The organism is Streptomyces sp. NBC_01320, from assembly GCF_035974375.1.
Classification (GTDB): domain Bacteria; phylum Actinomycetota; class Actinomycetes; order Streptomycetales; family Streptomycetaceae; genus Streptomyces; species Streptomyces yanii.
Genome location: NZ_CP108390.1, coordinates 2,912,505 through 2,938,138, shown reverse-complemented (window position 1 = coordinate 2,938,138; position 25,634 = coordinate 2,912,505). Strand labels below are relative to the sequence as shown.

General features: G+C 70.2%; 26 protein-coding genes and 2 pseudogenes. 16 read left to right on the top strand and 12 right to left on the bottom strand.

What is annotated here, in order from left to right; translation table 11 throughout:
• Positions 1-10: 10 nt before the first annotated feature.
• Entirely contained in the window at positions 11-172 is a 162-nt protein-coding gene (locus OG395_RS13825) for a hypothetical protein (RefSeq protein ID WP_327243189.1), read from the bottom strand.
• Between the two features lie 190 nt (positions 173-362).
• On the opposite strand from OG395_RS13825, the gene OG395_RS13820 reads away from it, so the two are divergent.
• The gene (locus tag OG395_RS13820; RefSeq protein ID WP_327243188.1) at positions 363-836 is read left to right on the top strand and encodes a MarR family winged helix-turn-helix transcriptional regulator; all 474 of its coding nucleotides are present in this window, start codon (positions 363-365) and stop codon (positions 834-836) included.
• Here OG395_RS13820 and OG395_RS13815 read toward each other — a convergent pair.
• From OG395_RS13815 to OG395_RS13800, 4 genes and pseudogenes are all read right to left on the bottom strand, one after another.
• Positions 834-978 (bottom strand): annotated as a pseudogene (locus OG395_RS13815) (transposase); the annotation flags it as partial. The gene OG395_RS13820 and the pseudogene OG395_RS13815 overlap by 3 nt on opposite strands.
• Positions 979-1,097: 119 nt before the next feature.
• Entirely contained in the window at positions 1,098-1,709 is a 612-nt protein-coding gene (locus OG395_RS13810; protein ID WP_327243187.1) for a hypothetical protein, read from the bottom strand.
• A gap of 299 nt (positions 1,710-2,008) precedes the next feature.
• Positions 2,009-2,155, bottom strand: a complete 147-nt coding sequence (locus tag OG395_RS13805) for a hypothetical protein (RefSeq protein ID WP_327243186.1) — start codon at positions 2,153-2,155, stop codon at positions 2,009-2,011.
• A 62-nt stretch (positions 2,156-2,217) separates the two neighbouring features.
• Positions 2,218-2,982, bottom strand: coding sequence for a VOC family protein (locus tag OG395_RS13800; RefSeq protein WP_327243185.1), 765 nt, complete (start codon positions 2,980-2,982; stop codon positions 2,218-2,220).
• Positions 2,983-3,145: 163 nt separating this feature from the next.
• Between OG395_RS13800 and OG395_RS13795 the strand changes: the two genes are divergently transcribed.
• On the top strand, positions 3,146-4,825 hold the full coding sequence (locus OG395_RS13795) for an FUSC family protein (RefSeq protein ID WP_442818754.1): 1,680 nt from the start codon (positions 3,146-3,148) through the stop codon (positions 4,823-4,825).
• Positions 4,822-5,328, top strand: coding sequence for a MarR family winged helix-turn-helix transcriptional regulator (locus OG395_RS13790; protein WP_327243183.1), 507 nt, complete (start codon positions 4,822-4,824; stop codon positions 5,326-5,328). Before OG395_RS13795 ends, OG395_RS13790 begins: the two co-directional genes overlap by 4 nt.
• A gap of 49 nt (positions 5,329-5,377) precedes the next feature.
• On the opposite strand, the gene OG395_RS13785 is transcribed toward OG395_RS13790, so the two are convergent.
• Both OG395_RS13785 and OG395_RS13780 read right to left on the bottom strand, forming a co-directional pair.
• Positions 5,378-6,172 carry an IclR family transcriptional regulator gene (locus tag OG395_RS13785; protein ID WP_327243182.1) on the bottom strand — a complete coding sequence of 265 codons (795 nt, stop codon included), beginning with the start codon at positions 6,170-6,172 and terminating at the stop codon, positions 5,378-5,380.
• Positions 6,096-6,539, bottom strand: coding sequence for an SDR family oxidoreductase (locus tag OG395_RS13780; protein ID WP_327243181.1), 444 nt, complete (start codon positions 6,537-6,539; stop codon positions 6,096-6,098). Before OG395_RS13780 ends, OG395_RS13785 begins: the two co-directional genes overlap by 77 nt.
• Before the next feature lie 428 nt (positions 6,540-6,967).
• Here OG395_RS13780 and OG395_RS13775 point away from each other — a divergent pair, with 428 nt between their 5' ends.
• The 7 genes from OG395_RS13775 to fusA all read left to right on the top strand — a co-directional run bounded on the left by OG395_RS13775 (position 6,968) and on the right by fusA (position 15,877).
• Entirely contained in the window at positions 6,968-8,572 is a 1,605-nt protein-coding gene (locus OG395_RS13775; RefSeq protein ID WP_327243180.1) for an ATP-binding protein, read from the top strand.
• On the top strand, positions 8,569-8,976 hold the full coding sequence (locus tag OG395_RS13770) for a roadblock/LC7 domain-containing protein (protein ID WP_037698641.1): 408 nt from the start codon (positions 8,569-8,571) through the stop codon (positions 8,974-8,976). The genes OG395_RS13775 and OG395_RS13770 overlap by 4 nt, the downstream gene beginning before the upstream one ends.
• On the top strand, positions 8,973-9,344 hold the full coding sequence (locus OG395_RS13765) for a DUF742 domain-containing protein (protein ID WP_327243179.1): 372 nt from the start codon (positions 8,973-8,975) through the stop codon (positions 9,342-9,344). Before OG395_RS13770 ends, OG395_RS13765 begins: the two co-directional genes overlap by 4 nt.
• Positions 9,325-9,939, top strand: a complete 615-nt coding sequence (locus OG395_RS13760) for a GTP-binding protein (protein WP_327243178.1) — start codon at positions 9,325-9,327, stop codon at positions 9,937-9,939. The genes OG395_RS13765 and OG395_RS13760 overlap by 20 nt, the downstream gene beginning before the upstream one ends.
• A gap of 68 nt (positions 9,940-10,007) precedes the next feature.
• Positions 10,008-11,552 (top strand): cytochrome P450, encoded by a 1,545-nt coding sequence (locus OG395_RS13755; protein WP_327243177.1) that lies wholly within the window; start codon positions 10,008-10,010, stop codon positions 11,550-11,552.
• A 133-nt stretch (positions 11,553-11,685) separates the two neighbouring features.
• Positions 11,686-13,032, top strand: coding sequence for a 6-phospho-beta-glucosidase (locus tag OG395_RS13750; protein ID WP_327243176.1), 1,347 nt, complete (start codon positions 11,686-11,688; stop codon positions 13,030-13,032).
• A gap of 739 nt (positions 13,033-13,771) precedes the next feature.
• Positions 13,772-15,877 carry an elongation factor G gene (fusA, locus tag OG395_RS13745; protein ID WP_327243175.1) on the top strand — a complete coding sequence of 702 codons (2,106 nt, stop codon included), beginning with the start codon at positions 13,772-13,774 and terminating at the stop codon, positions 15,875-15,877.
• A gap of 261 nt (positions 15,878-16,138) precedes the next feature.
• On the opposite strand, the pseudogene OG395_RS13740 reads toward fusA, so the two are convergent.
• The 3 genes and pseudogenes from OG395_RS13740 to OG395_RS13730 form a co-directional block, all read right to left on the bottom strand.
• Positions 16,139-16,459, bottom strand: a pseudogene (locus tag OG395_RS13740) (NAD(P)-dependent oxidoreductase); the annotation flags it as partial.
• Between the two features lie 127 nt (positions 16,460-16,586).
• Positions 16,587-17,030: a hypothetical protein gene (locus tag OG395_RS13735; protein ID WP_327243174.1), complete on the bottom strand. Its 444-nt coding sequence runs from the start codon at positions 17,028-17,030 to the stop codon at positions 16,587-16,589.
• Entirely contained in the window at positions 17,024-17,482 is a 459-nt protein-coding gene (locus tag OG395_RS13730) for an ATP-binding protein (RefSeq protein WP_327243173.1), read from the bottom strand. The genes OG395_RS13735 and OG395_RS13730 overlap by 7 nt, the downstream gene beginning before the upstream one ends.
• Positions 17,483-17,687: 205 nt before the next feature.
• On the opposite strand from OG395_RS13730, the gene OG395_RS13725 reads away from it, so the two are divergent.
• The 3 genes from OG395_RS13725 to OG395_RS13715 all read left to right on the top strand — a co-directional run bounded on the left by OG395_RS13725 (position 17,688) and on the right by OG395_RS13715 (position 19,672).
• Positions 17,688-18,548 carry a helix-turn-helix domain-containing protein gene (locus OG395_RS13725; protein ID WP_327243172.1) on the top strand — a complete coding sequence of 287 codons (861 nt, stop codon included), beginning with the start codon at positions 17,688-17,690 and terminating at the stop codon, positions 18,546-18,548.
• A gap of 3 nt (positions 18,549-18,551) precedes the next feature.
• Entirely contained in the window at positions 18,552-18,794 is a 243-nt protein-coding gene (locus OG395_RS13720) for a DUF397 domain-containing protein (protein ID WP_266979220.1), read from the top strand.
• A 68-nt stretch (positions 18,795-18,862) separates the two neighbouring features.
• Positions 18,863-19,672 (top strand): SAM-dependent methyltransferase, encoded by an 810-nt coding sequence (locus OG395_RS13715; protein ID WP_327243171.1) that lies wholly within the window; start codon positions 18,863-18,865, stop codon positions 19,670-19,672.
• A gap of 21 nt (positions 19,673-19,693) precedes the next feature.
• On the opposite strand, the gene OG395_RS13710 is transcribed toward OG395_RS13715, so the two are convergent.
• Together OG395_RS13710 and OG395_RS13705 are read right to left on the bottom strand one after the other, a co-directional pair.
• The gene (locus OG395_RS13710; RefSeq protein WP_327243170.1) at positions 19,694-21,181 is read right to left on the bottom strand and encodes a membrane-associated oxidoreductase; all 1,488 of its coding nucleotides are present in this window, start codon (positions 21,179-21,181) and stop codon (positions 19,694-19,696) included.
• 59 nt (positions 21,182-21,240) lie between these two features.
• Positions 21,241-21,657 (bottom strand): cupin domain-containing protein, encoded by a 417-nt coding sequence (locus OG395_RS13705; RefSeq protein ID WP_327243169.1) that lies wholly within the window; start codon positions 21,655-21,657, stop codon positions 21,241-21,243.
• A gap of 504 nt (positions 21,658-22,161) precedes the next feature.
• Between OG395_RS13705 and OG395_RS13700 the strand changes: the two genes are divergently transcribed.
• The 3 genes from OG395_RS13700 to OG395_RS13690 all read left to right on the top strand — a co-directional run bounded on the left by OG395_RS13700 (position 22,162) and on the right by OG395_RS13690 (position 25,607).
• Positions 22,162-23,064 carry a helix-turn-helix domain-containing protein gene (locus OG395_RS13700; protein WP_327249330.1) on the top strand — a complete coding sequence of 301 codons (903 nt, stop codon included), beginning with the start codon at positions 22,162-22,164 and terminating at the stop codon, positions 23,062-23,064.
• Positions 23,065-23,094: 30 nt separating this feature from the next.
• Complete coding sequence (locus tag OG395_RS13695) at positions 23,095-23,553, top strand: YchJ family protein (protein WP_327243168.1); 459 nt, start codon at positions 23,095-23,097, stop codon at positions 23,551-23,553.
• Between the two features lie 782 nt (positions 23,554-24,335).
• Positions 24,336-25,607, top strand: a complete 1,272-nt coding sequence (locus tag OG395_RS13690; RefSeq protein WP_327243167.1) for an amidohydrolase family protein — start codon at positions 24,336-24,338, stop codon at positions 25,605-25,607.
• Positions 25,608-25,634: the final 27 nt, after the last annotated feature.

Below are 25,634 nucleotides of genomic sequence, written 5' to 3'. Positions count from 1 at the left end.
GCGGGTGGAATCAGAGGGGAACCAGACGCGCCGGACGCCCGGGGCACGCGGCCTTCCTGAGGGCGTGCGGTGCGGTGAGCTTCTGGGGTGCGGTCGGTGCGGTCGGTGCGGTCGGTGCGGTGGCGCCGACCGTGTCGGCGGTGCGCAGCTGCCGGCCGGTTGCGGCCCGCACCGCTGCGCCGTGACGCCGGAGTGCGGCTCGGTGAGGACCGGCTCATCACCCTCTCCTCTGACGCATTGCTCAGTGCACTGAGTATTCGTTGGTGCGCCAGAAGCTATCCATGCCTGGGTGTCCGGGTCAAGGCCCTCAGTACACTGAGATCCAGGAATGGGAAGAAGAATCAGCAGAGAGGACGGTGTCCGTGTCCGCGGTCGACTTGAGCAGGCACCCCGGGCATCTGGCCCGCCGCCTCCAGCAGGCGCACTACCTGCTGTGGAACACGATGGTCTCGGAGGAGACGACCTCTCCGCAGTTCGCCGTGCTCAATGCCCTGATCGCCGAGCCCGGCCTCGACCAGCGCACGGTGGGGGAGCGGGTCGGACTCGACCGCTCCACCATCGCCGAGGTCATCAGCAGACTTTCGCGACGCGGGCTGCTGGACAAGGTGCGCGACCCGCAGGACGGCCGCCGCTCCCTGCTGCAGCTCACCGAGGACGGGGTGCGCACCCACCGCAGGATCTCCCTGCGGGCGGCCAGGATGAACCAGGTCTTCCTCGGCCCGCTCTCGGCCGAGGAGCAGGCCGTATTCTTCGATCTGCTGCGCCGGGTCTCGGACGCGGCCGAGGGGCTGCGTAACCCTGAGGAGCCCCTCGGCGCCGGAACGTCCGGCCTCTGACGGCCGCGTAGGCGAGAAAGATTCCACCGACCCGGCAGTTCTCCGTCCGACCCGTGGCGCCCGAGTGCGGGTGCTGGACACCCGCCGACCGGGTTCCTTTCTTCAGTAACCCGGTGTCGTCCACGATGAGCACGGCCTCGGGGGTGCTCGACGACGTCGATGCCCACGTTCTGGACCGGCAGCAGGTGGGTGAGCCCCTTGGGGCTCACCCACCTGTGTTTCGGTCCGGGACCCGACCGGATCGGATCAGGTCCGGTCAGATCATCTCAGGTGGAGCTTGAGCTGATGGTTGTGCTCTGTGTGCTCGACTACGACTCCGGTGACCGAATCACCCACCTCGGGCCAGATCACCGTAGAGCCATCGGCGCCGCCGTGGTGCATTCCCGCCACATCCGCGAAAGCATCACCATGGTGCACACCCTCCACCGAAATGAAGATTCCGAAGGGGGCGACCTCGTCCACGGTGCCGTGCACCGTGGATCCGTAGGGGAACTTCCGCTTGACGGCATCCCATTCGTCACTTGTCATCGATGCCACAGCCTTTCGTATGTGTTCAGCCGCCTGGTAGCCGTTGTCCTTCTGGTGCTGGCCCAGCCCCGGCTGAGGCGCCTTGAACAGGGATATGTAGCCGTCGCTGTATCTCGCACGCGGCGAGCCCGGTGACGCGACGGTCGTGACCGGCGTCAGGCTGCCGTGGAAGGATCGCACGGTGCTGGAGGGAGCACGTGACAGAACGCCGATCAGCCTGCGGGTGACCGGCAAGTGACCCCGTCGTCCGAGAGCGTGGCCCCAGCGGTTGCCGTCCAGCGCGGTTGGCGGCGTGCGGTCGCCTCGCCCTGCGATGAGGGGGCGCGGTCGGGTCTTCTCGGCCATGAACCCGCGAGTGCTCCGCGGTGAGCATCCAAATGTTTTCCACGTCGGAGGTCAGGATCGTCACTCGGTCCGCCTGGGCGAGCGCGGTGCGAACCGGTCGGTTCCGCGATCAGCAGCGCCCGCCCATCGGCGAAATGTTCTCCGGCGGTGCCGGCAGCCCGCGCAGATGGCGGCAGAGATGCGATCCGACTCCGGCCGGTGGAACAACGGCTCCATCGGCGCGCACACCGCCTCGAATCCCGCGTCCAGGACGGCTGGATCCTCCGGCGACAGCTCGACGTCCATACGACCCGACGCACTCACGGCAGATCGTCCTGCCGCACGCCAAACGTCGAATTCCAGCCCTGTGGCAAGTGGCCGGTCGACCAAGGCCCGTCCACGACGTCACGGAAATATTCCTGCAGTGGGTATTCGATGCTGTCGTCCTGCCCGGGGTCCTGCGGCATTGCCGCAGGACGGTCACGTGACCAATGTGCTGCCACCTGTCAGCACAAACACCATTGCCGTATCAGTCCTCGTCGCCTGCCCGGTGGATCCCGAACACTGCTCCCTGCGGGTCACGGACCACCGCGATCTGCCGGCCGCCCGGGAGGGTCCTCGGCGGCATCATCAGTTCACCGCCCGCGCCCAGCGCGGTCGCCGCGGCGGCGTCGGCGTCCGCCACCGCGAAATAGGGCAGCCAGTTCGGCGGCGCCTCGGGCGGGAGCGTGTCGTCGCTCGCCAGCAGGCCGCCGAAGTCGGCGCCGTCGACACCCCACTGGGGGTAGGTCTTCGACGCGGTGACCGTCCAGCCGAAGACGGCCGGGTAGAAGGCGAGTGCGGTATCGGCCTCGCGGGTGACGAGTTCGACCCAGCAGAGCGAGCCCGGAACGTTCAGCAGCTCGGCGCCCGCGAAGGCCCGGCCCTGCCAGAGCGAGAACACCGCGCCGGACGGGTCCGCGGCGACCGCGAATCTCCCCTGGTCGAAGACGTCCATCGGGCCGACCAGCAGTGAGCCGCCCGCCGATGTCACCTTCTCCACCGTGGCGTCCGTGTCCTCGGTGGCGAACGAAACCGTCCAGGCGGGCGGCCGGCCCGGCTGGTAGACCGGGCTGAGGGCGGCGACCCGCGCAGCGCCGAGGTGCGCCATCGTGTAGCCGCCGGCCTCCTTGCGCGGATCGGTCTCGCAGCGCCAGCCGAAAAGCGCCGCGTAGAACGAGGTGGCCGCCGGGATGTCCGGGGTGCTCAGCTCGATCCAGCAGGGACCGCCGGGCACCGGTTCGGTGAGCTTCATTCCGTTCCCTCTGCTTCTCTTCGGGGACGCGTGCGTGTGCGGGTCTTCCCGCAACCTACGACCGGCCGTGGGGCCGGGCCATCCGGGAGACGGACCAGGCGGTCGGGGAGAAGTGTTTTACGAGTGTAATACCTGCTAAGATGTTTGTGTGAGTGATACGACCATGCGAACCCGGCAGCCCTCCGTCCGTAGACTTCCGCTGGCCCCCGCCCTGCGCCTGGCCCGCCCCTCGGACACGTGGTTCAAGCCGGCGCTGAGCGTGGTGGTCGCTTCCGCCGTGCCGAACCTGGCGCTCTTCGCCTTCGACCGGCTCGACCTCGTCATGTACACGATGGCCGGTTCGCTCTGTGCGCTGTACGGCCACAGCCTCCCGTACGCCCGCCGCGCCCGCACCGTCGCCGCAGTCGTCCTCGGCATGCTCGTCGGCTTTGCGATCTCCCTGGTCGCGGCCTCGCTCACCGACTCGACAGCCGTACTGATCGCCGTCGGCGCACTCCTCGCGGCCGGGCAGAAGGCGCTCTGCGACGCCACCCGCATCGGGCCTCCCGGGCATGTGATCTTCACGTTCGTCACCTCGGCCGCCCTCTTCGCCCCGCAGCACCTGGGCCAGGTGCCCGGGCACCTCGCGCTCACCGTGGCGGCGGGCGCGGTCGCCTGGCTGGTCACCGTCGGTCCCGCCCTGATCCGCCGGGAGGGCCCCGAGCGCCGCGCCACGGCCCGCGCGCTGAACGCCGCCGCCGCGTACGCCACCGACCCAGGACACCGCACCCGGCACGCGGCGGCCGCCGCCGTGCACGCCGGCTGGCAGACGCTGCTAGCCGCCGGGCGCCCCACCCCCGTACGCCGGGCGCTGGAACGGCTCCTCGTGCACGCCGAAGCCGCCCTCGCCGAGGCTGCCCTCGGGTCCCGCACCGCGGACCCCGACCGGCTGCGTGCCTGGGCGGAGCAGACCCGGGCCCGCGGACCCGTCCCCACCCCGCCGCCCGCCCCGGGCACCGCCGAGGAGCTCTTCGGGATCGACGCCGAGCGCGCCGCACGGCGGACCGGAAGCCGCCGCGACGCCCGCCGGGCACTGCTGCGCGCGCTCGCCCCCGGCTCCCCGCTACTGCCCATCGCGGCCCGTACCCTCATCGGCTGCGCCCTCGCCGGATACGTCTCCATGGCCCTCGGCGTCGGCCGCCCCTACTGGGCGATCGTCACCGCCGCATCCCTCTACCAGGCCAACGTCACGCTCTCCTGGAACCGAGCCCTGCAGCGCACCCTCGGCAACCTCCTCGGCGTGCTCGTCTTCGCCGCAGTCCTCCCCGTCACCCGGACGGGGCCGCTGGCGCTCATCGGCTGCTGCCTCTTCTTCAACTTCGCCGCCGAGGCACTGATCACCCGCAACTACTGGCTCGGCTCCATCGCCGTGACCCCGATGGCCCTCCTCGTCATCGAGTTCGGCGGCACCCACCCCGCCGGTGAACTCATCGGCGACCGGGTCCTGGACACCGTCATCGGCGCCGCCGTCGGACTGCTCGCCGCCATGGCCGTCACCAACCGCCGGGCCGCCGGGCGCCTGGAGCGGGCCCTTGCCGCCACCGACCGGGCCCGCGCCCACGCCGCAAAGACCCTGACCGCCCCGGCACCCGCACCCGCCGCGCTCGACGCCGCCCGCCGCAGGCTGACGGGATCGCTCGTCGAGCTGCGCGAGGCGGGCGACACCGCGGCGGGCGAATGGTGGCAGCGCGCCCTGCCCGAGGAGCGGGTCCTCGCGGCGGAGCAGGCCGGACACCGTACGCTCGCGGCGACAGCAACACGGCAGGGGCTGATCGTCCCCGCCCAGGAGAACGGAGCGGTGTGACCGACGACATCGTCGCCTCGGTGGTACGGCAGTGGCAGGCCGTCAACCCGGAGCTGGACACCGGACCGATGGAACTCATCGGGCGCATCAACCGCTGCGCCGCCCTGCTCCAGCAGGCGGAGGACGCCCCGCTGCGCTCCGCCGGGCTGAGCCGCGCCGAGTTCGACCTGCTCGGCGCGGTGCGCCGTACCAACCGTGAACTCACCCCCGGTGAACTGGCCAGGGAAACGTTCTCCTCCGGCGCCGCCGTCACCAAACGCCTCCGGGGCCTCCAGGAGCGCGGCCTGGTCGACCGCCGCAGTGACGCCCGGGACCGCCGCGTCGCGCATGTCCGTCTCACCGACGAGGGGCGCGCCGTGGTCGACGAGCTGCTGCCCCGGCAACTGGCATACGAACGCACGGTACTGTCCGGTCTCGACGAACGGACCCGTGGCGAACTCAGCTCCCAGCTCAGTGAGTTGCTGGTCCAACTGGAGGGACGCCTCGGCGGGGCCGGGCGCTGAACCACGCACCGGACCCCGCTCCGATCGGGTGGGCGACGGCCACCGGTTGTCAGGGGTGGTGCGAGGGCCGGTCGGCACGGGTTCCGCCGGGCGCCGACCCGAGCAGCGACGCGGACTGCCGCAGTTCCTCGGCCCGGCGGACGAGCGCGACTTCGTCGCTGCGGTCGGCGGGCGCCGACGCCATCAGGGCGAGCCGGTCGCGCCAGCTGGAGCCGGCCAGTGGCACGGCGACGGCGTGCATGCCCCACACCGACTCCCCGCGGCTGAGCGCATACCCGCGCTCGCGGATTCCGTCGAGTTCCGCAAGCAGCGCGGAACGGGAGGTGAGGGTGTGCGGGTTGACCTCCGGCAGTTGCTCCTCCGGATAGAGCGAGCAGACCTGTTCCGTCGTCATCCCGGAGAGCAGCAGCTTGCCGCCGGAGGTGGCGTGCGCCGGTCGCGTGCGCCCCATCTCCAGCATCACCCGTACGGGGTGGGACGACTCCCGCCCGTCGGTGATGATGATCTGGTCGCCGATCAGCGCAGCGCTCTGCACGGTCTCGCCGGTGCGCCGTACGGCGTCGTCCAGGACGGCTCCCAGTTGTTCGCGGACAGCGGTGCCGAACCCCGCCGGGCGGCCGAGCCGTACCAGCTCGGGGCCGGCCGAGTAACCGCGGCCGGAGGAGTCACGGATCGCGAAGCCGCGTCCTGCCAAAGTGCTGAGCACCCGGTGGGCGGTGGACCGGCCGACGCAGAGCAGCGCGGCGGCCTCGGACACGGTGAGCGTGTCATGCGTGAGGAACAGCTGCATCAGCCGGAGTCCGGTGTCCAGCGATTCGATGGTGTATCCCCGCGTCGGTCCCATGATGTGCCCGTACTCCCTCGGCTGACGGTCCTGCTGGCGGTACGTCCCGTGGTGGGCGCTCGAAGACATGATCGGGGGTGACGGCTCGGACCGCCGTGCAGCCGCCGTCCACGACGAGTTCGGTGCCGGTCACGAAGCGGGCCTCTTCGGAGGCGAGGTAGAGCACGCCGTACGCGATGTCCTGCTCGTCGGTGATGTCCAGCTCCCGGTAGTCGGCCGCACCGCCGGTGTACTTCCCGGGCGGGGCCATGTCGGCGGCGACGACGGTTGCGCCCCGTGAGGCGAGGGCCCGGCAGATCTCCGCGCCGATCCCGCCCGCACCGCCCGTCACTATCGCGACTTTGCCCTGCACCCGTCCGTCGGTCATGAATCTGCTCCTTTCGATCCACATCGATCACATGTACCTGTGTCCCTCTCTGCGGGACGGAATGAAATGCTCGGGAATCGACACTCTCGATGACTTCCCTATTTGCCGTCCTCCTTGTCGATGCGTGGTGATTCCACCGCCGAAGGCGGCGATGTCTTCGTCCCTCAGATCGGTACGAGCGACGCTATTGCTGCGACACGATCGATGATCGTCACTCCTTGCACACGGCCGGAGGCGGTGCGTGCAAAAACTCGTGAGTGTATTACCGCGGGAACGCTCGCGCAGGGGGTTGGGTGAATGTGCCGAAGCACTGTTTCGATCTGACTAAGCTCACGCGCAGTGAAGTCGAGTTGATATGAATTCGAGCGCTTGCTCCCTCGTGCCCTACAAGTGCGTATACCTCCCGAATCAACCGCCAGAGGTCCTAGATGGCTCGTGTTGAATCACCGCCGATCCACCGAGAAATCCCCCTTGCCCGAGCCGCGTTGCTCCCCGTGCTCCTGACGGCCGGCGCGACCGCCGCCGCCGCGGCGCTGGTGTCCGGGGTCGCCCGGGGGGCAGTCGTCTGGTGCGGCGCGGTCACCACCGTCGTGGTTGCCGCGCTCACCGTCGCGCTGGCCCGTCGTGCCCGCGCGATGCGCAGACAGCGCGCGGAGTACGAGCACCGCCTCGCCGTCCTGGAACGCCGCCTCGCCACCCATGACGAAGAGGCCATCCGGATCAACAAGGAGCTCCTGCCGGCCGCGATCCACCGGCTCCGCGTGGGCAATTCGCCCGATGAGGTGCTGCGCGACATCGTCGACGCCGACGAGGTGTACTGCGACCTTCCCGAAGCCCAACGCGCCCTCGTCCACACGGTTTTGAACATCATCGACAACGAAGAGGCAATGCGCGACTCCGCGCAGCGCGCCTTCGTCAACGTCGCCCGGCGCGTCCAGGCGATCGTCCACCGGCAGGCCAGCGAGCTGCGGGAGATGGAGGAGCACCACGGGCGAAACCCCGATGTCTTCGACGACCTGCTCCGCATCGACCACGGAACCGCGCTGATCGGCCGGCTCGCCGACTCCATCGCGGTACTCGGCGGCGCCCGCCCCAGCCGTCAATGGCCCAAGCCCGTACCGCTGTTCAGCGTGTTGCGCGGTGCCATGTCCCGGATCCTCGAATACCCGCGTGTCGACCTGCACTCGATCGCCAAGGTCGCCATCATCGGCACCGCCGTCGAACCGCTCATCCACGCCTGCGCCGAACTTCTCGACAACGCCACTCGCTACTCGCCGCCGCAGACCCGTGTGCACGTCACCGCGGTCGAGGTCCAGACCGGCATCGCCATCGAGATCGAGGACGGCGGCGTCAGCCTCAGCGGGGAGGCCCGTGCGCGGGCCGAGAACATGCTCGCCCGGGCCCAGGCCGGGTCCAACATGAACGACCTCGGCGAGTCCCCCCGGCTCGGCATGGCCGTCGTCGGCCGGCTCTCCCGGATGTACGACCTCCAGGTCTCGCTGCGACAGTCCGCGTACGGCGGTGTCCGCGCTGTACTCATCGTGCCCCGCGCCATGATCACCACCGGTCCCGCCCCGGGTATCGCCCACGGCATCGGCGCCACGTCGAGGCCCACCAGCGACATCGACGTGACGGGCATGAAGCACGTCGTCCCGCCGCGCAGCAAGCGCCGCAAGCCTCTCCCGGTGGAAGCCCGCCCGGCCACCGGACCGGTCGCGTCCGAATCCCGGCCGGTGGCCGAGTCGGCGGCCATGGGCGACGACGCCCCCGTGGTGACCGAGTGGACCGCGGGCGGACTCCCGCAGCGCCGCAGCCGCGGCCGCGCGCCGCTGGGCTCGCACAACCTCCCCGCGCAGCCCGCCGCCCCGCCCGCGGGACAGCGCAACGGCCACGCCAACGGGAGCGACAGCGGCAAGGAGCAGCCCCCCGGGCTCTGGCTCGAGGCCTTCACCAACGCCGTCAACGGCGTGCCGCAGGAGCCGAAGGCCGGCGAAGACACCGATGACGCGTGGGACAAGGGAGACCTGAAGTGATCCAGCAGCGCGGAAACATGGACTGGATGCTCAAGGAACTGGCCGACGATGTTCCGGACATCCATCAGATCGTCGTGCTCTCCGCGGACGGCCTGCGCATCGCCCGGCACGGCGGCGACCCCGATGTCGCCGACCGCCTGGCCGCCGCCTGTGCCGGACTGCAGAGTCTGGCGGCCGCCGTCGCCTCCGAAATCCCTTACAGCGACGGTCTGATGCGGCTCGTCGTCATCGAAGTCACCGGCGGATTCTTTTACTTGATGGCCGCGGGGACCGGTGCGTACCTTGCCGTCCTCGCCGGAGAGACGGTGGACGCGGGACTCGTCGGAGCACGGATGCGCGACATGGTCGTCCGGATCGGTGCCCATCTCACGAGCCCGCCGCGCCATGACGGGCAGGCCGGATGAGCTCTCCCCGACGAGAGCGCCGGGAGGCTGATCCGGCGCTGAGCGACCCGGAGCGGCTGTACGTCATCACCGGCGATCCCGACGGCGGCGAGCGAGCGGCGCTCGACCTGGTCACGATGGTCGTTGCGAAGGAGCAGCCGACGCCGACGGTCCAGCCCGAGCAGGCCGTGATCCTACGGCTCTGCCAGGCACCGTTATCCGTCGCCGAGATCTCGGCCTACCTCGGCCTGCCGTTCAGCGTGGTGACCTCGCTCCTCACCGAACTCCTCGCGAGCGAACTGATCGAATCACGCGCGCCCATCGTCCGCGCCACTCTCCCGGACAGATCCCTTCTCGAAGCGGTGATGCATGGACTTCAGAAACTCTGACACGATCACCGGCCCCAGGACCGAGGACATCCTTCCGACCACGGCCACGGCCGCCGTGAAGGTGGTCATCGTCGGCGGGTTCGGGGTCGGCAAGACGACCCTGGTCGGTTCCGTCAGCGAGATCCGGCCCCTGACCACCGAAGAGACCATGACCCAGGCCGGGGTCGGTGTGGACGACAACTTCGGGGTGGAGAGCAAGACCGCCACCACGGTCGCCATGGACTTCGGCCGGATCAGCATCAGCGAGGAACTGATCCTCTACCTCTTCGGCACGCCGGGCCAGGAACGCTTCTGGTTCCTGTGGAACGGTCTCTTCGAGGGCGCCCTCGGCGCCGTCGTCCTCATCGACACCCGGCGTCTCGAGGTCAGTTTCGACGTGATCGGACGCCTGGAAGAACGCGGTGTGCCGTTCGTCGTCGCCATCAACACCTTCCCGGACGCCCCGAAGCACCCCGTCGAGGCGTTGCGCAGCGCACTGGACCTGCCGGACGAGGTGCCGATGATCGACTGCGACGCCAGACTGCGCGACTCCAGCCGCGATGTGCTGATGACCCTGATGCGCTATCTGCACAGCCTGGCCGTCCCGCTCGCCTGACCACCCCCTGCTCGCACGCCGTCTGATCATTCGCACTGATCCTTGGAAGCCTGATCCCTGGAGCGATCGTGACAACCCCTTTCCATCACGAGCCCGGAGCGGCCATGGAGCCGGTTCCGCCCCCCGAGTGCCCGGCCCACGGACTCGGCGTCGGACCCGGCGGGCTGCGCCGGTTCTACGGCCCCGAGGCCGAGCGAGACCCGGCAGGGCTGTACGACAAGCTGCGCGCCGAACACGGCACGGTGGCGCCGATCCTGCTGCACGGAGACGTACCCGCCTGGCTGGTGCTCGGGCACAGCGAGAACCTGCACATGACCCGCACCCCCTCGCAGTTCTCCCGCGACTCCCGGCGCTGGCGGGCCCTGCACGACGGCAGCGTCGCCCCCGACCACCCACTGGCCCCGATCTTCACCTGGCAGCCGGTGTGCGTCTTCGCCGACGGCGCCACCCACGAGCGGCAGCGCGGCGCGGTCACCGACAGCATGGCGCGCATCGACCACCGCGGAGTCCGCCGCCACATCAACCGCTACAGCAACCGGCTCGTCAACGAGTTCTGCCAGGACGGCCGTGTCGACCTGGTCGGTCAGTTCGCCGAGCGGCTGCCGATGATGGTGATGTGCGAGATTCTCGGCATGCCCGAGGAGTGCAACGACCGGATGGTGCAGGCCGCCCGCGACATGACCCGGGGCACGGCGACCGCCGTCGCGAGCAACGCGTACGTGGTCGCCGCACTGGACCGGCTCGTCCGACGCCGCCGGACCGAACCCGCCGCCGACTTCGCCACCTGGCTCGTCGAACATCCCGCGGGCATGACCGACACCGAGGTCACCGAGCATCTGCGGCTGATCCTCATCGCCGCGTACGAGGCGACCGCCAACCTGATCGCCAACGTGCTGCGGATGGTCCTCACCGACCCGAGGTTCCGGGCCAGGCTCAGCGGCGGCCACATGACGGTGCCGGAGGCGGTCGAGCAGACCCTGTGGGACGAGCCGCCGTTCACCGCGGTCTTCGGGCGCTGGGCGGTCGGCGACACGGAGCTGGGCGGGCAGCGGATCAGGGAGGGCGACGCGCTGATCGTCGGCATCGCACCCGCCAATACGGACCCGGTGGTTCGTCCCGATCTGGCCGCCGACATGGAGGGCAACCGCGCGCACCTGGCGTTCAGCGGCGGACCGCACGAGTGCCCCGGGCAGGACATCGGACGGGCGATCGCGGATGTCGGCGTCGACGCCCTGCTGATGCGTCTTCCCGACCTCGAACTCGCCGTCGAAGAAAGCGAATTGAACTGGATCGGGAACATCATGTCCCGGCATCTGCTGGAGTTGCCGGCCGGCTTCGCGGCGCGCTTGCCGCAGGACGACGACGAGGTGCCGTCGATGGCGCGGCGCACACCGCCGCGCGAGGACCGGGAGGGGCAGTCGCCGGTCCCGCACACGACTCCCGCGCCCCTTCCGGCGGGGGTGGCCGCGCAGGCCGGGCAGAGCCCGGCAGGCGGGGTGCGGACCGATGCACCGCCCCATGGTGCGTCCGCCGACCGGATCCCGCAGCAGCGCAGGCCCGCCGCACCGGCGCGGCTGTGGCATGCGGTGACACGGTGGTGGAGCGGCTCCTGACCGGGCCGTCCGCGGGACGACATGTATACGGGCCGGTGGCCCGGGGCCCCTGGCTCCGGGCCACCGGCCTGCGCGGTGTTGCCGTGGTGGCGGGCACGGCGCAGGCACAAGGTCCCCCGTACCATGCGGAAGCGTGAAGCTGACAATTCTGGGCGGCGGCGGATTCCGGGTCCCACTCGTGTACGGGGCGCTGCTCGCCGACCGCGCCGAGGGCCGTGTCACCGCCGTCACCCTGTACGACACGGACGCCGACCGGCTCACCGCCATTGCCCGCGTCCTCGCCGATCAGGCCGAAGGGGTGCCGGACGCACCCGCCGTCCTTGCCACGACCGAGCTCGACGAGGCACTGCGCGGCGCCGACTTCATCTTTTCCGCCATCCGGGTCGGTGGTCTCGAAGGACGTGCCGCCGACGAAAGGGTGGCCCTCGGCGAAGGCGTGCTCGGGCAGGAGACGGTTGGCGCGGGCGGCATCGCATACGGACTGCGCACCGTGCCCGTCGCCGTCGACCTCGCCCGGCGTATCGCCCGGCTCGCCCCGCACGCCTGGGTCATCAACTTCACCAACCCGGCGGGTCTGGTCACGGAGGCGATGTCCCGTCACCTCGGCGACCGGGTCATCGGCATCTGCGACTCGCCGGTGGGCCTGGGCCGCCGGATCGCCCGGACCCTCGGCGTCGACCCCGAGCGGGCCCGGATCGACTATGCCGGCCTCAACCACCTGGGCTGGGTACGCGGGCTGCACGTGGACGGCCGCGACGAACTGCCGCGCCTGCTCGCCGACCCGCACCTGCTCGGCTCGTTCGAGGAGGGAAAGCTCTTCGGCACCGACTGGCTGCAGTCACTCGGTGCGATCCCCAACGAGTACCTGCACTACTACTACTTCAACCGGGAAGCCGTCCGCGCCTACCAGGACGCGGAACAGACCCGCGGCGCCTTCCTCCGCGATCAACAGGAGGGCTTCTACGCCCGGATGAAGGACCCGGCCGCTCCCGCCTTCCCGGCCTGGGACCGGACCCGCGCCGAGCGCGAGGCCACCTATATGTCGGAGAACAGGGAGGTCGCCGGGGTCGGCGAGCGCGACGAGAGCGATCTGGAGTCCGGCGGGTACGAGCAGGTCGCCCTCGCACTCATGCGGGCCGTCGCGCGTGACGAACGGACCTCGCTCATCCTCAATGTCCGTAACCGCTCCACGCTCTCCGTGCTCGACGCCGACGCCGTCATCGAAGTGCCGTGCCTCGTCGACGCGAACGGTGCCCGTCCCGTCAGCGTCGACCCCCTCCCGTACCACGCCGTCGGACTGGTCACCGCGGTCAAGGCCGTCGAACGCGCCGTCCTGGACGCGGCCGCGAGCGGCTCACGCGCGACCGCCGTCCAGGCCTTCGCACTGCACCCCCTCGTCGACTCGGTCTCGGTCGCCCGCCGACTGGTCGACGGATACACGAAGGTCCATCCCGGACTCGCCTACCTGAACCGTCCCTGAGGGCCAGGCCCCACGCTCGCAGGGCAGTTGCTGTTGCGGTGGGGGACTCTCGGCGTCCCGACGTGGTGCGGCGCGTGGTCGCGCCGAAGGCGCATCGGGTGGCCTCGCCCCACCTCGCGCCGGGTGATCGTCACCGACTTCGACCCGGCCGATGCCGCCGCCGACGTGCTGGTTCCGGAACTGCCGGCGTTCGCCTACCGGACCCGGACGGCTGAGCAGTGGGCGGCCGGAGTGTCCGCCGCGTCCCTGAACACGCGCCGTGCCGCGCCCGGGTGGCGCGCCCGGACCGCTCGGGCCGGACCCACCCGGGGATCACACTCCTCCTGGTGCGTACGGCGACGAGCGTGCACACAGCGTCGAACTCCTTGCGGAAAAAGTCGGTTTCCCGCCTGAGCCCGGTTCCCTACACTGACCGGAAATCGCGCGCTACCACGCCAACGCAGCGCGCGCGTGACGAGTGAGGGGAGCCCGGCCGTGTGCTACCGCACCGCTGTTGTTGTTCCCCGGTCACGGTACGAGGTGATCCTGGTGTCTTCGTACGCCCGGTGCCGGCTGCGCGGCCGGAACCGGATGTCCGTGACGAACACCTGACCCCTGTCAGCCCGGTGTCGAGTCAACCGGTCGGGAACATTCCGATGAGGTTGCGCCGGATCAGGGGTTCCCACGTGGCCTGACCGCGGGCCCATTCGTCCCGGAAATTGCGCTGCCCGCTCCGGATCATCCCGAAAGGCCATGGGCCGTGCGCACCAACCTGAACCCTCATCCCACAAGCCCGCTGACCGGCGTCCGTAACCTCGGCATCCTCGCTCACGTCGACGCCGGCAAGACCACCATCACCGAACGGATCCTGTACGTCACCGGGTCCACGTACAAGCGTGGCGAGGTCCATGACGGGACGACCGTCACCGACTTCGATTCGCAGGAACGCGACCGTGGGATCACCATCTTTGCCGCTGCGGTCAGCTGTGCCTGGGACGGCCACCGGATCAATCTGATCGACACCCCGGGCCACGTCGACTTCTCCGACGAGGTGGAGCGCTCGCTGCGGGTGCTGGACGGCGCGATTGCGGTGTTCGACGCTGTCGCCGGGGTCGAGCCGCAGAGCGAGTCGGTGTGGCGGCAGGCCGATCGCCACCGGGTGCCGCGCATCGCCTTCGTCAACAAGCTGGACCGGGCCGGTGCCGACCTCGACACGGCGGTCGAGTCGATCCGGGCACGGTTGCATCCGGCCCCGCTGGTGGTCCAGTTGCCGATCGGGGCGGAGGACGGATTCACAGGGGTGGTGGATCTGCTGCGCATGCGGTCGCTGGTCTGGGCCCGCGACACGTTCGAGGACGGCCCGGTGCCGGAAACGCTGCGTGAAGAGGCGCACCGGCGTCGTCGGCTGCTGGAGGAAGCGGTGGCGGAACTCCACCCGGTCGCTCTGGAGGAGTTCTGTGCTCAGTCGACGGTCTCCGCGCAGACTCTGGCATCCGCGCTGCGCGACCTGACCCGTACCGGTGAGGGCGTGGTGGTCTTGTGCGGCTCGGCGTACCGCAACTGCGGGATCGAGCCGCTGCTGGAGGCCGCCGTGGCCTATCTGCCCTCGCCGCTGGACGTGCCGGCGGTACGCGGCACCCGGGGCGGCGAGCCGCAGGAGCGGGCCGCCGACCCGGCGGCGCCGTTCGCGGCGCTGGTTTTCAAGGTGAATTCGACCGCCACGGGGCGGCTGACGTACCTGCGTGTGTATTCCGGAACGATCGAGAGGGGAGAAGCGGTGCTGGACGTCGGCGCGCGGCGCACCGAGCGGATCGGCCGGATTCTGCGGGTCCAGGCCGACCACCATGCGGAGACGGACCGGGCGGTGGCCGGGGACATCGTCGCGGTGGTCGGGCTGAAGTCGGCCCGTGCCGGGGCCACGCTGTGTGTACCCGCAGCTCCTCTGCTCCTCGAACCGCCGACCGTCGCCGAACCGGTGGTCTCCGTGGCGGTCGAGGCGCAAAGACGCGTCGATACGGACCGGTTGGTGTCGGCGCTGGCGCGGCTGGTCGAGGAGGATCCCTCGCTTGCGGTCAGGACCGACCGCGAGACCGGCCAGACGGTCCTGTCGGGGCTGGGCGAATTGCATCTGGAGGTGGCGGTGGAGAAGATCCGCCGCGCCCATGGACTGGATGTCGGCATCGGTCGGCCGAGGGTGGCCTACCGGGAGACCGTCGCGAGCGGTGTGTCGGGGCTGGTGTACCGGCATGTCAAGCAGGACGGAGGCGCCGGCCAGTTCGCCCATGTCGTTCTCGACACGGAGCCGTTGGAGTCCGCCCAGGACACGTGCGGTGACAACGGCATCGGCAGTGAGGTGGACTTCGTGTTCCGGTCGACTGTCGTCGGTGGCAGGGTGCCGCAGGAGTTCGTCCGGGCGGTGGAGGCCGGCTGCCGGGATGCTCTTGCCGAGGGGCCTCTCGGTGGTCACCCGGTGACCGGGCTGCGGGTCACGCTGACCGACGGAGCCACCCATGCGAAGGACTCCTCGGAGATGGCGTTCCGGACGGCCGGCCGGCTCGCACTTCGGGAGGCCCTGCGCGCCGGCGTCATGGTGCTGCTGGAACCGGTGGTCGAGGTGACGGTAACCGTGCCCGACGACGCCGTGGGCGGGGTGCTCGGCGACCTGGCGGCACGGCGCGGCCGGGTCTCGGGTTCGGTCGCACGGGCGGGCACGGCGGTGATCACCGCGACCGTGCCGCTGGCCGAGCTGTTCGGCTACGCGACCCGGTTGCGCAGCCGGACCCGGGGCCGGGGGACTTTCACCACCCGCCCCACCGGCTTCGCCCCGGCGCCCAGCAAGGCACCCGACGGGACGGCGTCCCGGTGACGCAACGGCCGGCTCCGCCGAACCAGGGCGGGGCCGGACCGGCGGTCGTGCCTGCCGGCCCGGTTTGCACCGCCACGCCGCCGTCGGCCCCGGTCTCCCAACTTCGACGCAGTCCCCTCGACGTACTCCCAGCGCCGCACCGGCCCGCCCCTTCACATCCGGACAGCCCGCTTCCGGCGGGCTTCTCGATCAGTGCTGCCACACTGGATCCCGCCACCGGCAACACAGTGTGACGGTCCACAGAACGTGAAAATTCGCAGGTCAGGCGCTACGTGCCAGCTCCTCGCGGTGGACGGGGCGGGCGAACGGCAGCCCCGCGACCAGCCGTTCCACCTCGTCGACCGCGGCGGAGCCGAGCCGCTCCAGCTCCTTGCCGAGCGAGCCCGCCAGATGCGGTGTCAGGAACGCTCCGGGAAGGTCGAGCAGCGGATCCCCGAGCGGCAGGGGCTCCGGATCGGTCACGCCGAGCACGGCTCCGATCCGGCCACTCGCCACCTCATGCGTCAGCGCCGCCGCGTCGACCAGCGAGCCCCGTGCCGTATTGATGAGCACAGCCCAGTCCGGCAGCAGAGCAAGCCGCTCTGAGCACGGTGAAGGACCTTCTTTCGGATCAGGCCGGACCCCGTGAGCCCGGCGTGATCCGAAAGGGAGGCCGGAGGGGCCGCGACGACGGTGACGACGCCCCCGCCCCCTCGGCCGTACGGGCCGATCAGCCGGCGGGTACCGCGTGCGGACCACCGGCCACCGCCCAGGACGGCGTCACACCCGTGACCTGGCACACCATCAGGAAGAGTGGGATGGGCGGGGTGTACGGCGTGCGGCTGTCGGGTGCGTGGATCAGTCGGGGCCGCACGGCGGGGACATACGCGCCCCTGGCGTACGCGACCTGCGACGGCCAGTCCAGATCGAGGTCCGAGCCCGCCGGTACGATCCACCACCAGCGGTCGGCATCCGCGAAGACGCAGCCGGTGCGCGGCAGATGGGACATGAGCCGGAAGCCGTACCCGGCAGGCACGCCCACCGCGTCGCAGCCCAGGCTCGCCGACAGCGCGGGAGGCAGCGCCAGCTGCACGAGGCCACCCCCTGAGCCGGGCAGCCGGGACTCGCGGGTCAGGCGCGATCCGAGCAGATGGGACATCGCGTTCCTCAACATGTCCGCTCCGTGCCGTGCGGCAGTTCTGCCCAGACGATGCGGCCCGATCCGTCGCCCGCGTCACGGGATCCCCAGGCGCTGCTCAACGCGTCGACGAGCAGCAGGCCGCGTCCGTGCTCGTCGTCGGCGGTGCGGCACAGCTTCGGGCCACCCGGCTGGTGCCCCTGGTCCTGTACGGCTATGCGCAGCCGTCTCTCGAGACAGCGCAGTTCGCACACGACGCGCGCGCTCACGGTGTGCACCACCGCGTTGGTGACCAGTTCCGACACGATCAGGATCGCCGCGTCGTGCGCCTCCGTGTCCAGCTGCCACTCGTCCAGCCGGGTCCTTGTCAGCCGCCGTGCACCGGCCACCGACTCCGGGTGCGCAGGGAGCGCGAAGCAGTATCGGAGCGCTTCCGTCCCGGGGCTGAGGTCGATGAGCCGGGGGATGAGCGCACTGCCAGGTGCCACGACCGATTCCTCACAGTGGGGGCTTCGTCACGCCGCGCATCTCAGGGCATGAGGGCGGGCATGACTGCGTGAACTGGTTCACTCACCAACTCTCCCCCTGTCGTGAACACTTGGCAAGGGGCACTCTGAAATTTTCAGAGTGGTCGTGTCTTTGACGGCATATGCATGGCACACTGCTCGCAAACAGCGCATCGGGAGGTCTGAAGTGAGCGAACCGCGGTCCGCCCCGACCGTGGGTCAGGTCGTTCTCGGCAAGCGCCTGCAGGATCTGCGGGAGCGTGTCGGCCTGAACCGTGACCAGGCTGCCAAGGTGCTCCGGGTTGCTCCCGCGACGATACGCAGGATGGAGACCGCCGAGGTCGCGCTCAAGATCCCCTATGTGCAACTGCTCCTGAAGGCCTACGGGATCGCCGACGAGGAGGCCGATTCCTTCGTCGAGCTGGCCGAGGAGGCCAACAAGCCCGGCTGGTGGCAGCGGTTCCACGACGTTCTGCCCGACTGGTTCAGCATGTACGTCAGCCTGGAGGGCGCGGCGAGCCTCCTGCGCATGTACGAACCGCACTTCGTCCCCGGACTCCTGCAGACCGAGGACTACGCCCGATCGGTGATGCGTACCGGCGCCGTGGGCCAGACCCGGCCCGAGGACATCGAGCGTCATGTGGCGCTGCGGATGGAGCGGCAGTCCCTTCTGACGCGGCCGGATGCCCCGAAGCTGTGGGTGGTGATGGACGAGACGGTCCTGCGCCGTCCCGTCGGCAGCGCCGACGCCATGCGCGCGCAGATAGACCGCCTGCTGGACGCCACCGAGATGTCCCATGTGACACTGCAGATCGCGGAGTTCGCGACCGGCCACCACCCGGGTACCTACGGCCCGTTCGTCCTCTTCCGCTTCGGCGTCCCTGAACTGCCCGACATGGTGTACAGCGAGTACCTGACCGGCGCCGTCTACTTCGACGCGCGCCCCGAGGTGGCCTCCTACCTCGAAGTCATGGACCGCATGGCGGCTCAGGCCGCAACTGCACAACGCACGAAGGAAATCCTCCGGGAATTCCGCAAGGAGCTGTGATCGATGGACCCCATATACAACGGCATGCCGGCCCGCGAACTCGGCTCCGAAGGCTGGTACAAGCCGTGGAGCGGTGGGAACGGCGGCAACTGCGTCGAGGCCATGAAGCTGGCCGACGGCAGAGTCGCTGTACGCCAGTCCGCGGATCCCGACGGTCCCGCCCTGATCTACACCCACCGTGAGATCGCGGCCTTCATCCAGGGAGCCAAGGCCGGCCAGGCGGACTTCCTCCTCACTGGAATCTGACGCCTTCGGCGCCTGTCCTTGCCACACTCTGTCTCAGTTCGCCGATCCACGGACCCCAGGAGCGCGCTATGACCGGGCACGAGCCCCAGCCCATCGAGATCGACACCAGCAAGCCGCATCCCGCCCGGATGTACGACTGGTTCCTCGGCGGCAAGGACAACTATCCGGTCGACGAACAGATGGCGCAGCAACTCCTGGCTCTCGACGCCCGCGGCCGTGACATGGCCCGGGTCAACCGGGCGTTCATGCACCGCGCCACGCGCTGGCTCGCCGACCAGGGCGTACGGCAGTTCCTCGACATCGGCACCGGCATCCCCACCGAGCCGAACCTCCACCAGATCGCCCAGCAGACGGCCCCGGACGCGCGCATCGTCTACTGCGACAACGACCCGATCGTCCTCGCGCACGCGGCGGCCCTGCTGCGCTCCACCCCCGAGGGCGCCACCGAGTACCTCCAGGTCGACGCCCGCGAGCCGGAGACCATACTCGAACAGGCGGGCAAGGTACTCGACTTCAGCAAGCCGATCGCGCTGTCCCTGCTGGCCCTGCTGCACTTCCTCGATGACGAGGACGGGGCCGCCGAGCTCGTCGACCGGCTGGTGGAGAAGCTTCCCTCGGGCAGCTACCTGGTGCTCTCGCACACCACCGGGGACTTCAACCCCGAGGGTGCGGCGCAGGCGTCGGCCGTGTACAAGGCCCGCGGCATGACGCTGCGTCCGCGCTCGCGCGCCGAACTCACCGCGTTCTTCGACGGACTCGAACTTGTGGAGCCGGGCGTCTCGCTCTCCGCCGACTGGCGCCCGGAGCTCGGTGAGGTCATCGACGTACCCGGCGACGAGCCGATCCCCGGCTACGCGGGTGTGGCCCGCAAGCCCTGACCCGGGCTGTCCCCGGCATGCTCACTGCCTGCTGACCGACCGGGTGATGCCCGCGGCGATCGTCGTCGCGAGCAGCCACCCTGTCGCGATGAGGAGGTACGACAGCCACTGGTACCAGCCCTGCGGATTGAACGCCCGCTCCTGCCCGAAGTCGACGATCGGCAGAAGCAGGTCCAGTGTGTAGACGAACGGACTGAACGGCGGAGCCTCGTCCGCCTTCAGCGGGCTTGGATGATGCAGCGAGTACACCAGTGACCCGGCCAGCAGCAGCGAGAAGAGCCAGGCCGCGGCCCGCACCGGCCGGAAGCCGTACCCGACGGTGACATCCTGGAGATGCCCCCACAGCCGTGCGTACGCGGGCAGGGTGGCGCGGTGTCTGCGCTGCTTGGCGAGGAGCACCGTGCGCGCGGCGTCGTCGTCGCCGATCCGCCGGTACGCCTCCGTCAACTGCTCGTACGCGTACGGCACATAGCCCTCCTCCTCCCGTTCGAGCAGCGGCAGCCGCCGCTCGGCCGGCAGATGGGGGAGGAGCGTGGCGTACGTCAGCCCGTCGAGCCTGACCTGCTCCGGCCAGACCGACGGGGTGGCATGGATGAGGTCGGCCTTCGCCCGGCGCAGATTCACCCTGCCGTCGATCGGGGCGGCCTCCCTGAGCCAGAGTTCGCCGATCGTGCTACTGCTGACGCGGAGCGCCACGCCGCCGGGGTTGGACAGCCGGGCGTACGCGAGGTTGAGCTGCCCCGGTATCCGGGCGCCGCGCAGATCGACCCGCCCCTGGACCTGGATCCGCATCCCGTGCAGGTCGGAGCCGACACCGAGATTCTCGGCATGCAGTGCGGTCGCCCCGGGGTTGCACAGGTGGGCGTCGTCGAGCAGGATCTGCCCGGTGACGGCGGCGCCGCTGAGCCGGGTCTCGCCGTGCACGACGAGACCGGGCCACCACAAGTCGTCCTCGACGACCGCGTGATTGAGCTGCAGAACCGCCTCGCCGTTGGGCGCGGTCGTACCGTCCGCGTTCACTCCGATGCGGGTCCGGTCGAAGAACAGGGCCTGGGCGACCTTCGAACCGCCGAGCCGGACCGGGCCGGAGATCCGGCAGTCGGTGAGCCGCAGCACGCCGTCGATGTGGACGGTCGCCGCGGTCAGTCCCGGCAGCACCGAACCGCTCAGCGCCAGCTGCCGCAGTCGCGCGCCGTACAGGTTCGGCGCGTGCTCGAACCGGCATCCGGACAGCGCGACCGCGCACTCCGTGGTCACGTACCGGATGTTCAGAGCGCCGGTGATCCGTGCGCCCAGCACCCGCAGTGCGGGCACCTGCCCCTCCTCCTGCGGGCCTCCGACCAGCAGCGCCCTGAGCACCTCGGCACGTACCGTGCGCTCAGGACCCCAGCTGTCCCCGGCCTCCGGATCGTCCTCGGCCGCCACTCCCGTACGGAAATCGACGGCTGTGCCGCGCGGGAATGCGTCCCGGACACGGCGCTCGGCGGCTGTCAGCTCGGTGATCTCCATCGGCGGGACTCTGGCCCGCAACCCGACGGGGTGTCAACCCACACTGCTTCGAACCGTGTTCAGCCGCCCAAGGCGTGCCCGGTCGTCGCGTCGACATGCCCGGGTACGTCGTCGTGTCGGTCGCCCACCGTCGACGTACCGGACGGCTCGAACAGCAGTATCGAGGCGCCGTCCGCCGAGAACGGCTTGTGCCAGGTGGAGCGCGGGACGACGAACACCGCGCCGCGGTCGAGCGTGACCGTGCGCTCGCCGCCGTCCTTGCGCAGGGCGATGTCCAGTGCGCCGTCGAGGACGAGGAAGAACTCGTCGGTGTCGTCATGGACGTGCCAGACATGCTCACCCCGGACCTTCGCGACCCGTACGTCGTAGTCGTTGACGCGGGTCACGATCCGCGGGCTCCACAGGGTCTCGAACGTCGCGAGGGCCTCGCTCAGCAGGGTCGGGTCCGGGCCGGCCTTCGTCGTGTCTTCGCTCATGATCCCCATCCTCGGCACCGGGCCCCACGAAGGGTGAGTGCTATGAATCGCATATGGCGCAAGAATCCTCGCAGAATCGCATATGGCGCAAGAATCCTCGCATCGGGTCGTGATGATCGTCTCGGCCGGTTCCAACCGTTCCTGGGCAGTGGGCAGGAGTGAGTCCTGGCTCACTGGCACGCCCCGAACGGTCTTGGGCGCACTGGTCCTCCGCTTTCGCGTCCCGGGCGGGGACGCATATCCCGTATGCGCTCCGTTCCAGGTGGGCGGAATCCCTACGACCTGGCCATATGGGTGTGGCCAGAGGCGACGGGGAGGCCCCGAACCATCTCGCTGGTGACACGGGGGCCCCGACTGCTGACGCCACACCCGGCGTCCCAGATCGCACCGAGAACGTTACGCACACCCCGCCGGGCATACCCGCAGATCGTCACACCGATCACCCAATCGTGCCCATGTTCGCCAAAACGATGTGTCTGCCCAGCAGTTGTGAACCCCTTCGAGATGGGCGTGGCCACCGAACTCTTCGGGCTGCGCCGCCCCGAGCTGCCCGTGCCCTGGTACGACTTCGCGCTCTGCGCCGAGACCCCGACCGTGCGGATGCACCACGGTTTCTTCCAGCTGGGCGGGGTCGCCGGACTCGAAGTCGTCGACCGGGCCGACACCGTCATCGTGCCGAACCGCCCCGACCCGGAAACCGACCCCGCTCCGGCCGTACTCGACGCGATCCGACGCGCCGCCGACCGGGGCGCCCGACTGGTCAGCTTCTGTACGGGCACGTTCACGCTCGCCGCCGCCGGTGTGCTGGACGGGCGCCGGGCCACCACCCACTGGAGCTGGGCCGACGCCTTCACCGCCCGCTTCCCGCAGGTTCGACTCGACCCCGATGTGCTGTTCGTCGACGACGGGCAGGTGATCACTGCGGCGGGCAGCGCCGCCGCCCTCGACACGGGCCTCCACATCATCCGGAGCGATCACGGCGCGGAGATCGCGGCCGCCGTCAGCCGCCGGCTGGTCTTCGCGGTCCACCGCGACGGCGGCCAGCGCCAGTTCGTCGAGCACCCGCTGCCCGAGGTCCCCGACACCTCGCTGGGCCCACTGCTCGCCTGGGCGGAGGAGCGCCTCGGGACGGAGCTCACGGTGACCGGCCTCGCCGCCCGCGCCGCCGTCAGCCCCGCCACCCTGCACCGCCGCTTCCGCGCCCAGCTGGCGACGACGCCGCTCGCCTGGCTGACCGAGCGGCGGATCACCCTGGCCTGCCGGCTGCTGGAGCGCGGCGAGGAACGCCTCGATGTGGTCGCCCGAGCCAGCGGACTCGGTACGGCGACGAACCTGCGCGCCCAGCTGCGCCGCCGTACCGGGCTCACTCCCACCGAGTACCGACGCAGGTTCACCCTGACGCACTGACCCGGTCCCGCCGCAGGTCACAATGGACGCATGTCCCGACGCAGCACACGCCCCCGGCAGCCCTCCGCCGCAAGCACCCGGACCGCCCCGGAGAGCGCGATCACTCCGGCTTCGCCGTGCCCGTGCGGCCTGCCCACCACGTACGCGGACTGCTGCGGACGGTTTCACGCAGGGACCGCCGCCGCGCCGACCTGCGAGGCGCTGATGCGTTCGCGGTACGCCGCCTTCGTTGTCCGGGACGCGGCGTATCTCCTCCGCACCTGGCACCCGGACACCCGGCCGCCCGTCCTCGAATTCGATCCCGGCATGCGCTGGGTGCGCCTGGAGGTCCTGGAGACGACGGACGGCAGCGCGTTCCACACCACGGGCACGGTCACTTTCCGCGCCCACTACACGGACCACGGCCGACCGGACTCGCTCCATGAGAAGAGCCGGTTCGTCCGCCACGAGGGCGCCTGGGTATACGCGACGGCGGTCTTCATCGACTGACGGCTGCTCGTGCACGGCTCAGTTGAAGGCGGACACCCGCGTGCGGTGGAGCGTCGGCTTCTCGGCCTCGTCCACCAGCGCCACCGCGAGGTCCGCGTACGACAGCAGATGCGCCGAGCGGTCGGGAAGGCCGCCGGGTCGTCGAGTACGAGCCGTCCGTCGGCCCCGTCAGGTTCGCGAACGGACCGACGACCAGCAGGCGCACCACTCCCGCTTCGGCGAGACCGTGCAGCAGGGCGCCGGCCGCTTTGACATAGAACTGCGGATCGAGACCGTCGAAACCCCGCTCGGGCCCGGAGAACGGGCTCACCGCGTGCACCACCGCGTCGTGACCGCGGACGATACCGGCGATCGACCCCCGCAGCCGTCACATCGCCCCGCACCAGCCGCACGCCCTCGTCCACCGCGAGCCCCGCGTACGTCTCGGGGTCCCTGACCACCCGCGGGCCGCGCTGCCGCAACTCCCGGACCGGCCGACCTCCCGGCGCTCGAAGGGGTCGTTCACCCCCAGCGCATCGCCGGACTTGCTTTCCCCTCCGGATGTCCGGCGCGGGCCAGCTCCTCTAAGGATCCTGATGCAAGCGCTTGACCCGACGACATTCAGGGGACGCGGTGACCATTCTTCCACCCATCCCAGTTTGTGGATACCAAAATCTCCCTGAGGAAAGATGTCCATACTTGCATGATTCGGGATTGATGGGACGAGATCTTGCCTTGCCTTACTCATTTGGTATACAAAAAGTGAGCCGGGGAGGCATGTACACAACGCCTAGGAGTCCGCCATGTGTGTCGAGTCAGTCCCACCCCCCTCGAGCCGGGTCACCCGTCGCGGAGTGCTGGCGGGTGCCGCCGTCCTGGCCGGCAGCGCCGCCGTACTCGGTGCAGCACCCCAGGCCTTCGGTGCCACCCCGAAGGGCGCCCAGCGCACCGGGGACCTGATCATCGAGGGCGGCACACTGCTCGATCCGAAGACCGGCGAGGTCACCGAGGACGCGGTCGTCGTGATCCGCGGCGGAGTGGTGCGCACGGTCGGGGTCCGCGGTCGTGTGGACACGCCGGACGGCCTGCCGCGCCTCGACGCACAGGGTCGCTGGGTGCTGCCCGGTCTGGTGGACGCGCACATCCACATCAACACCGTCGCCGAGGCGCGGGACGCGGTCCGCCAGGGCGCGACCAGCGCACGCAGTGGCTCCACCAACTTCTACCAGGACATCGCCGTAAGGGAGTTGGCCCGTCGGCTGCCTGAATCGGCGCCCAGGCTCAGCGCCGCGGGCATCTTCGTCACGCCCGACCTCGGCGACACGATTCTCGCCGACCCGGACCTCACCCCGCTGGCCCGCCTGAAGGACGGCGTGCGGTCGACCGAGGCGCTGCGCCGCGTGGTCGAGGTGAACCTCTCCCGCGGCGCCGACGTGATCAAGACCCGTGTCAACGAACGCGCCGGCCTGCCCGAGCAGGACCCGCTCGCACAGGTGTACTCGTACGAGCAGCTGTCCGAGATCGTGTCCGCCGCACGCCGTGGCGGCAAGGGTGTCCTCTGCCACAGCTACAGCCGCCAGGGCTGCCACGACGCCGTGGCCGCGGGCATCCGCTCCCTGGAGCACGGCGTCTTCGTCGGGGAGCACACGCTCGACGAAATGCGCCGCCGGGGTACGTACTTCACCCCCACCCTCACAGCCATCGCCGGGCTCGCCGACTCCGACAACCCGATCCTGGCCGAGCGTGGGCGCACCTACCTGCCCGTACTCAAGCGTGCCGTGCTCGACGCGCACGAGATGGGCGTACCGCTGGCGGCAGGCACCGACTCCTCCGGCGGCCGAGTCCGCCCCATCGGCCGGGAGGTGGAGCTGATGAAGGAGTCCGGCCTGTCCGCGCTGGACGCCATCCGTACGGCGACCACGTCCGCTGCCCGACTCCTCGGCCAGGAGCGGACCCTGGGCCGGCTGGCCCCCGGATTCAGCGGTGATGCCGTCCTCCTGTCCGGCGACCCGCACAAGGATGTGTCCCTTCTCAAGACGCCGGTCCGCGTCGTCCGACAGGGCCTCCCGCTCTGACCCCGCTGCACTCACTCGATCCCAAGG

Coding starts and splice junctions, on each gene's coding strand:
- OG395_RS13810 (WP_327243187.1), bottom strand. CDS start 1,709: ATGGCCGAGAAGACCCGACCGCGCCCCCTCATCGCAGGGCGAGGCGAC.
- OG395_RS13805 (WP_327243186.1), bottom strand. CDS start 2,155: ATGCCGCAGGACCCCGGGCAGGACGACAGCATCGAATACCCACTGCAG.
- OG395_RS13800 (WP_327243185.1), bottom strand. CDS start 2,982: ATGAAGCTCACCGAACCGGTGCCCGGCGGTCCCTGCTGGATCGAGCTG.
- OG395_RS13795 (WP_442818754.1), top strand. CDS start 3,146: ATGCGAACCCGGCAGCCCTCCGTCCGTAGACTTCCGCTGGCCCCCGCC.
- OG395_RS13785 (WP_327243182.1), bottom strand. CDS start 6,172: ATGGGACCGACGCGGGGATACACCATCGAATCGCTGGACACCGGACTC.
- OG395_RS13780 (WP_327243181.1), bottom strand. CDS start 6,539: ATGACCGACGGACGGGTGCAGGGCAAAGTCGCGATAGTGACGGGCGGT.
- OG395_RS13775 (WP_327243180.1), top strand. CDS start 6,968: ATGGCTCGTGTTGAATCACCGCCGATCCACCGAGAAATCCCCCTTGCC.
- OG395_RS13765 (WP_327243179.1), top strand. CDS start 8,973: ATGAGCTCTCCCCGACGAGAGCGCCGGGAGGCTGATCCGGCGCTGAGC.
- OG395_RS13760 (WP_327243178.1), top strand. CDS start 9,325: ATGGACTTCAGAAACTCTGACACGATCACCGGCCCCAGGACCGAGGAC.
- OG395_RS13735 (WP_327243174.1), bottom strand. CDS start 17,030: ATGTTGAGGAACGCGATGTCCCATCTGCTCGGATCGCGCCTGACCCGC.
- OG395_RS13720 (WP_266979220.1), top strand. CDS start 18,552: ATGGACCCCATATACAACGGCATGCCGGCCCGCGAACTCGGCTCCGAA.
- OG395_RS13715 (WP_327243171.1), top strand. CDS start 18,863: ATGACCGGGCACGAGCCCCAGCCCATCGAGATCGACACCAGCAAGCCG.
- OG395_RS13710 (WP_327243170.1), bottom strand. CDS start 21,181: ATGGAGATCACCGAGCTGACAGCCGCCGAGCGCCGTGTCCGGGACGCA.
- OG395_RS13705 (WP_327243169.1), bottom strand. CDS start 21,657: ATGAGCGAAGACACGACGAAGGCCGGCCCGGACCCGACCCTGCTGAGC.
- OG395_RS13700 (WP_327249330.1), top strand. CDS start 22,162: ATGGGCGTGGCCACCGAACTCTTCGGGCTGCGCCGCCCCGAGCTGCCC.
- OG395_RS13695 (WP_327243168.1), top strand. CDS start 23,095: ATGTCCCGACGCAGCACACGCCCCCGGCAGCCCTCCGCCGCAAGCACC.
- OG395_RS13690 (WP_327243167.1), top strand. CDS start 24,336: ATGTGTGTCGAGTCAGTCCCACCCCCCTCGAGCCGGGTCACCCGTCGC.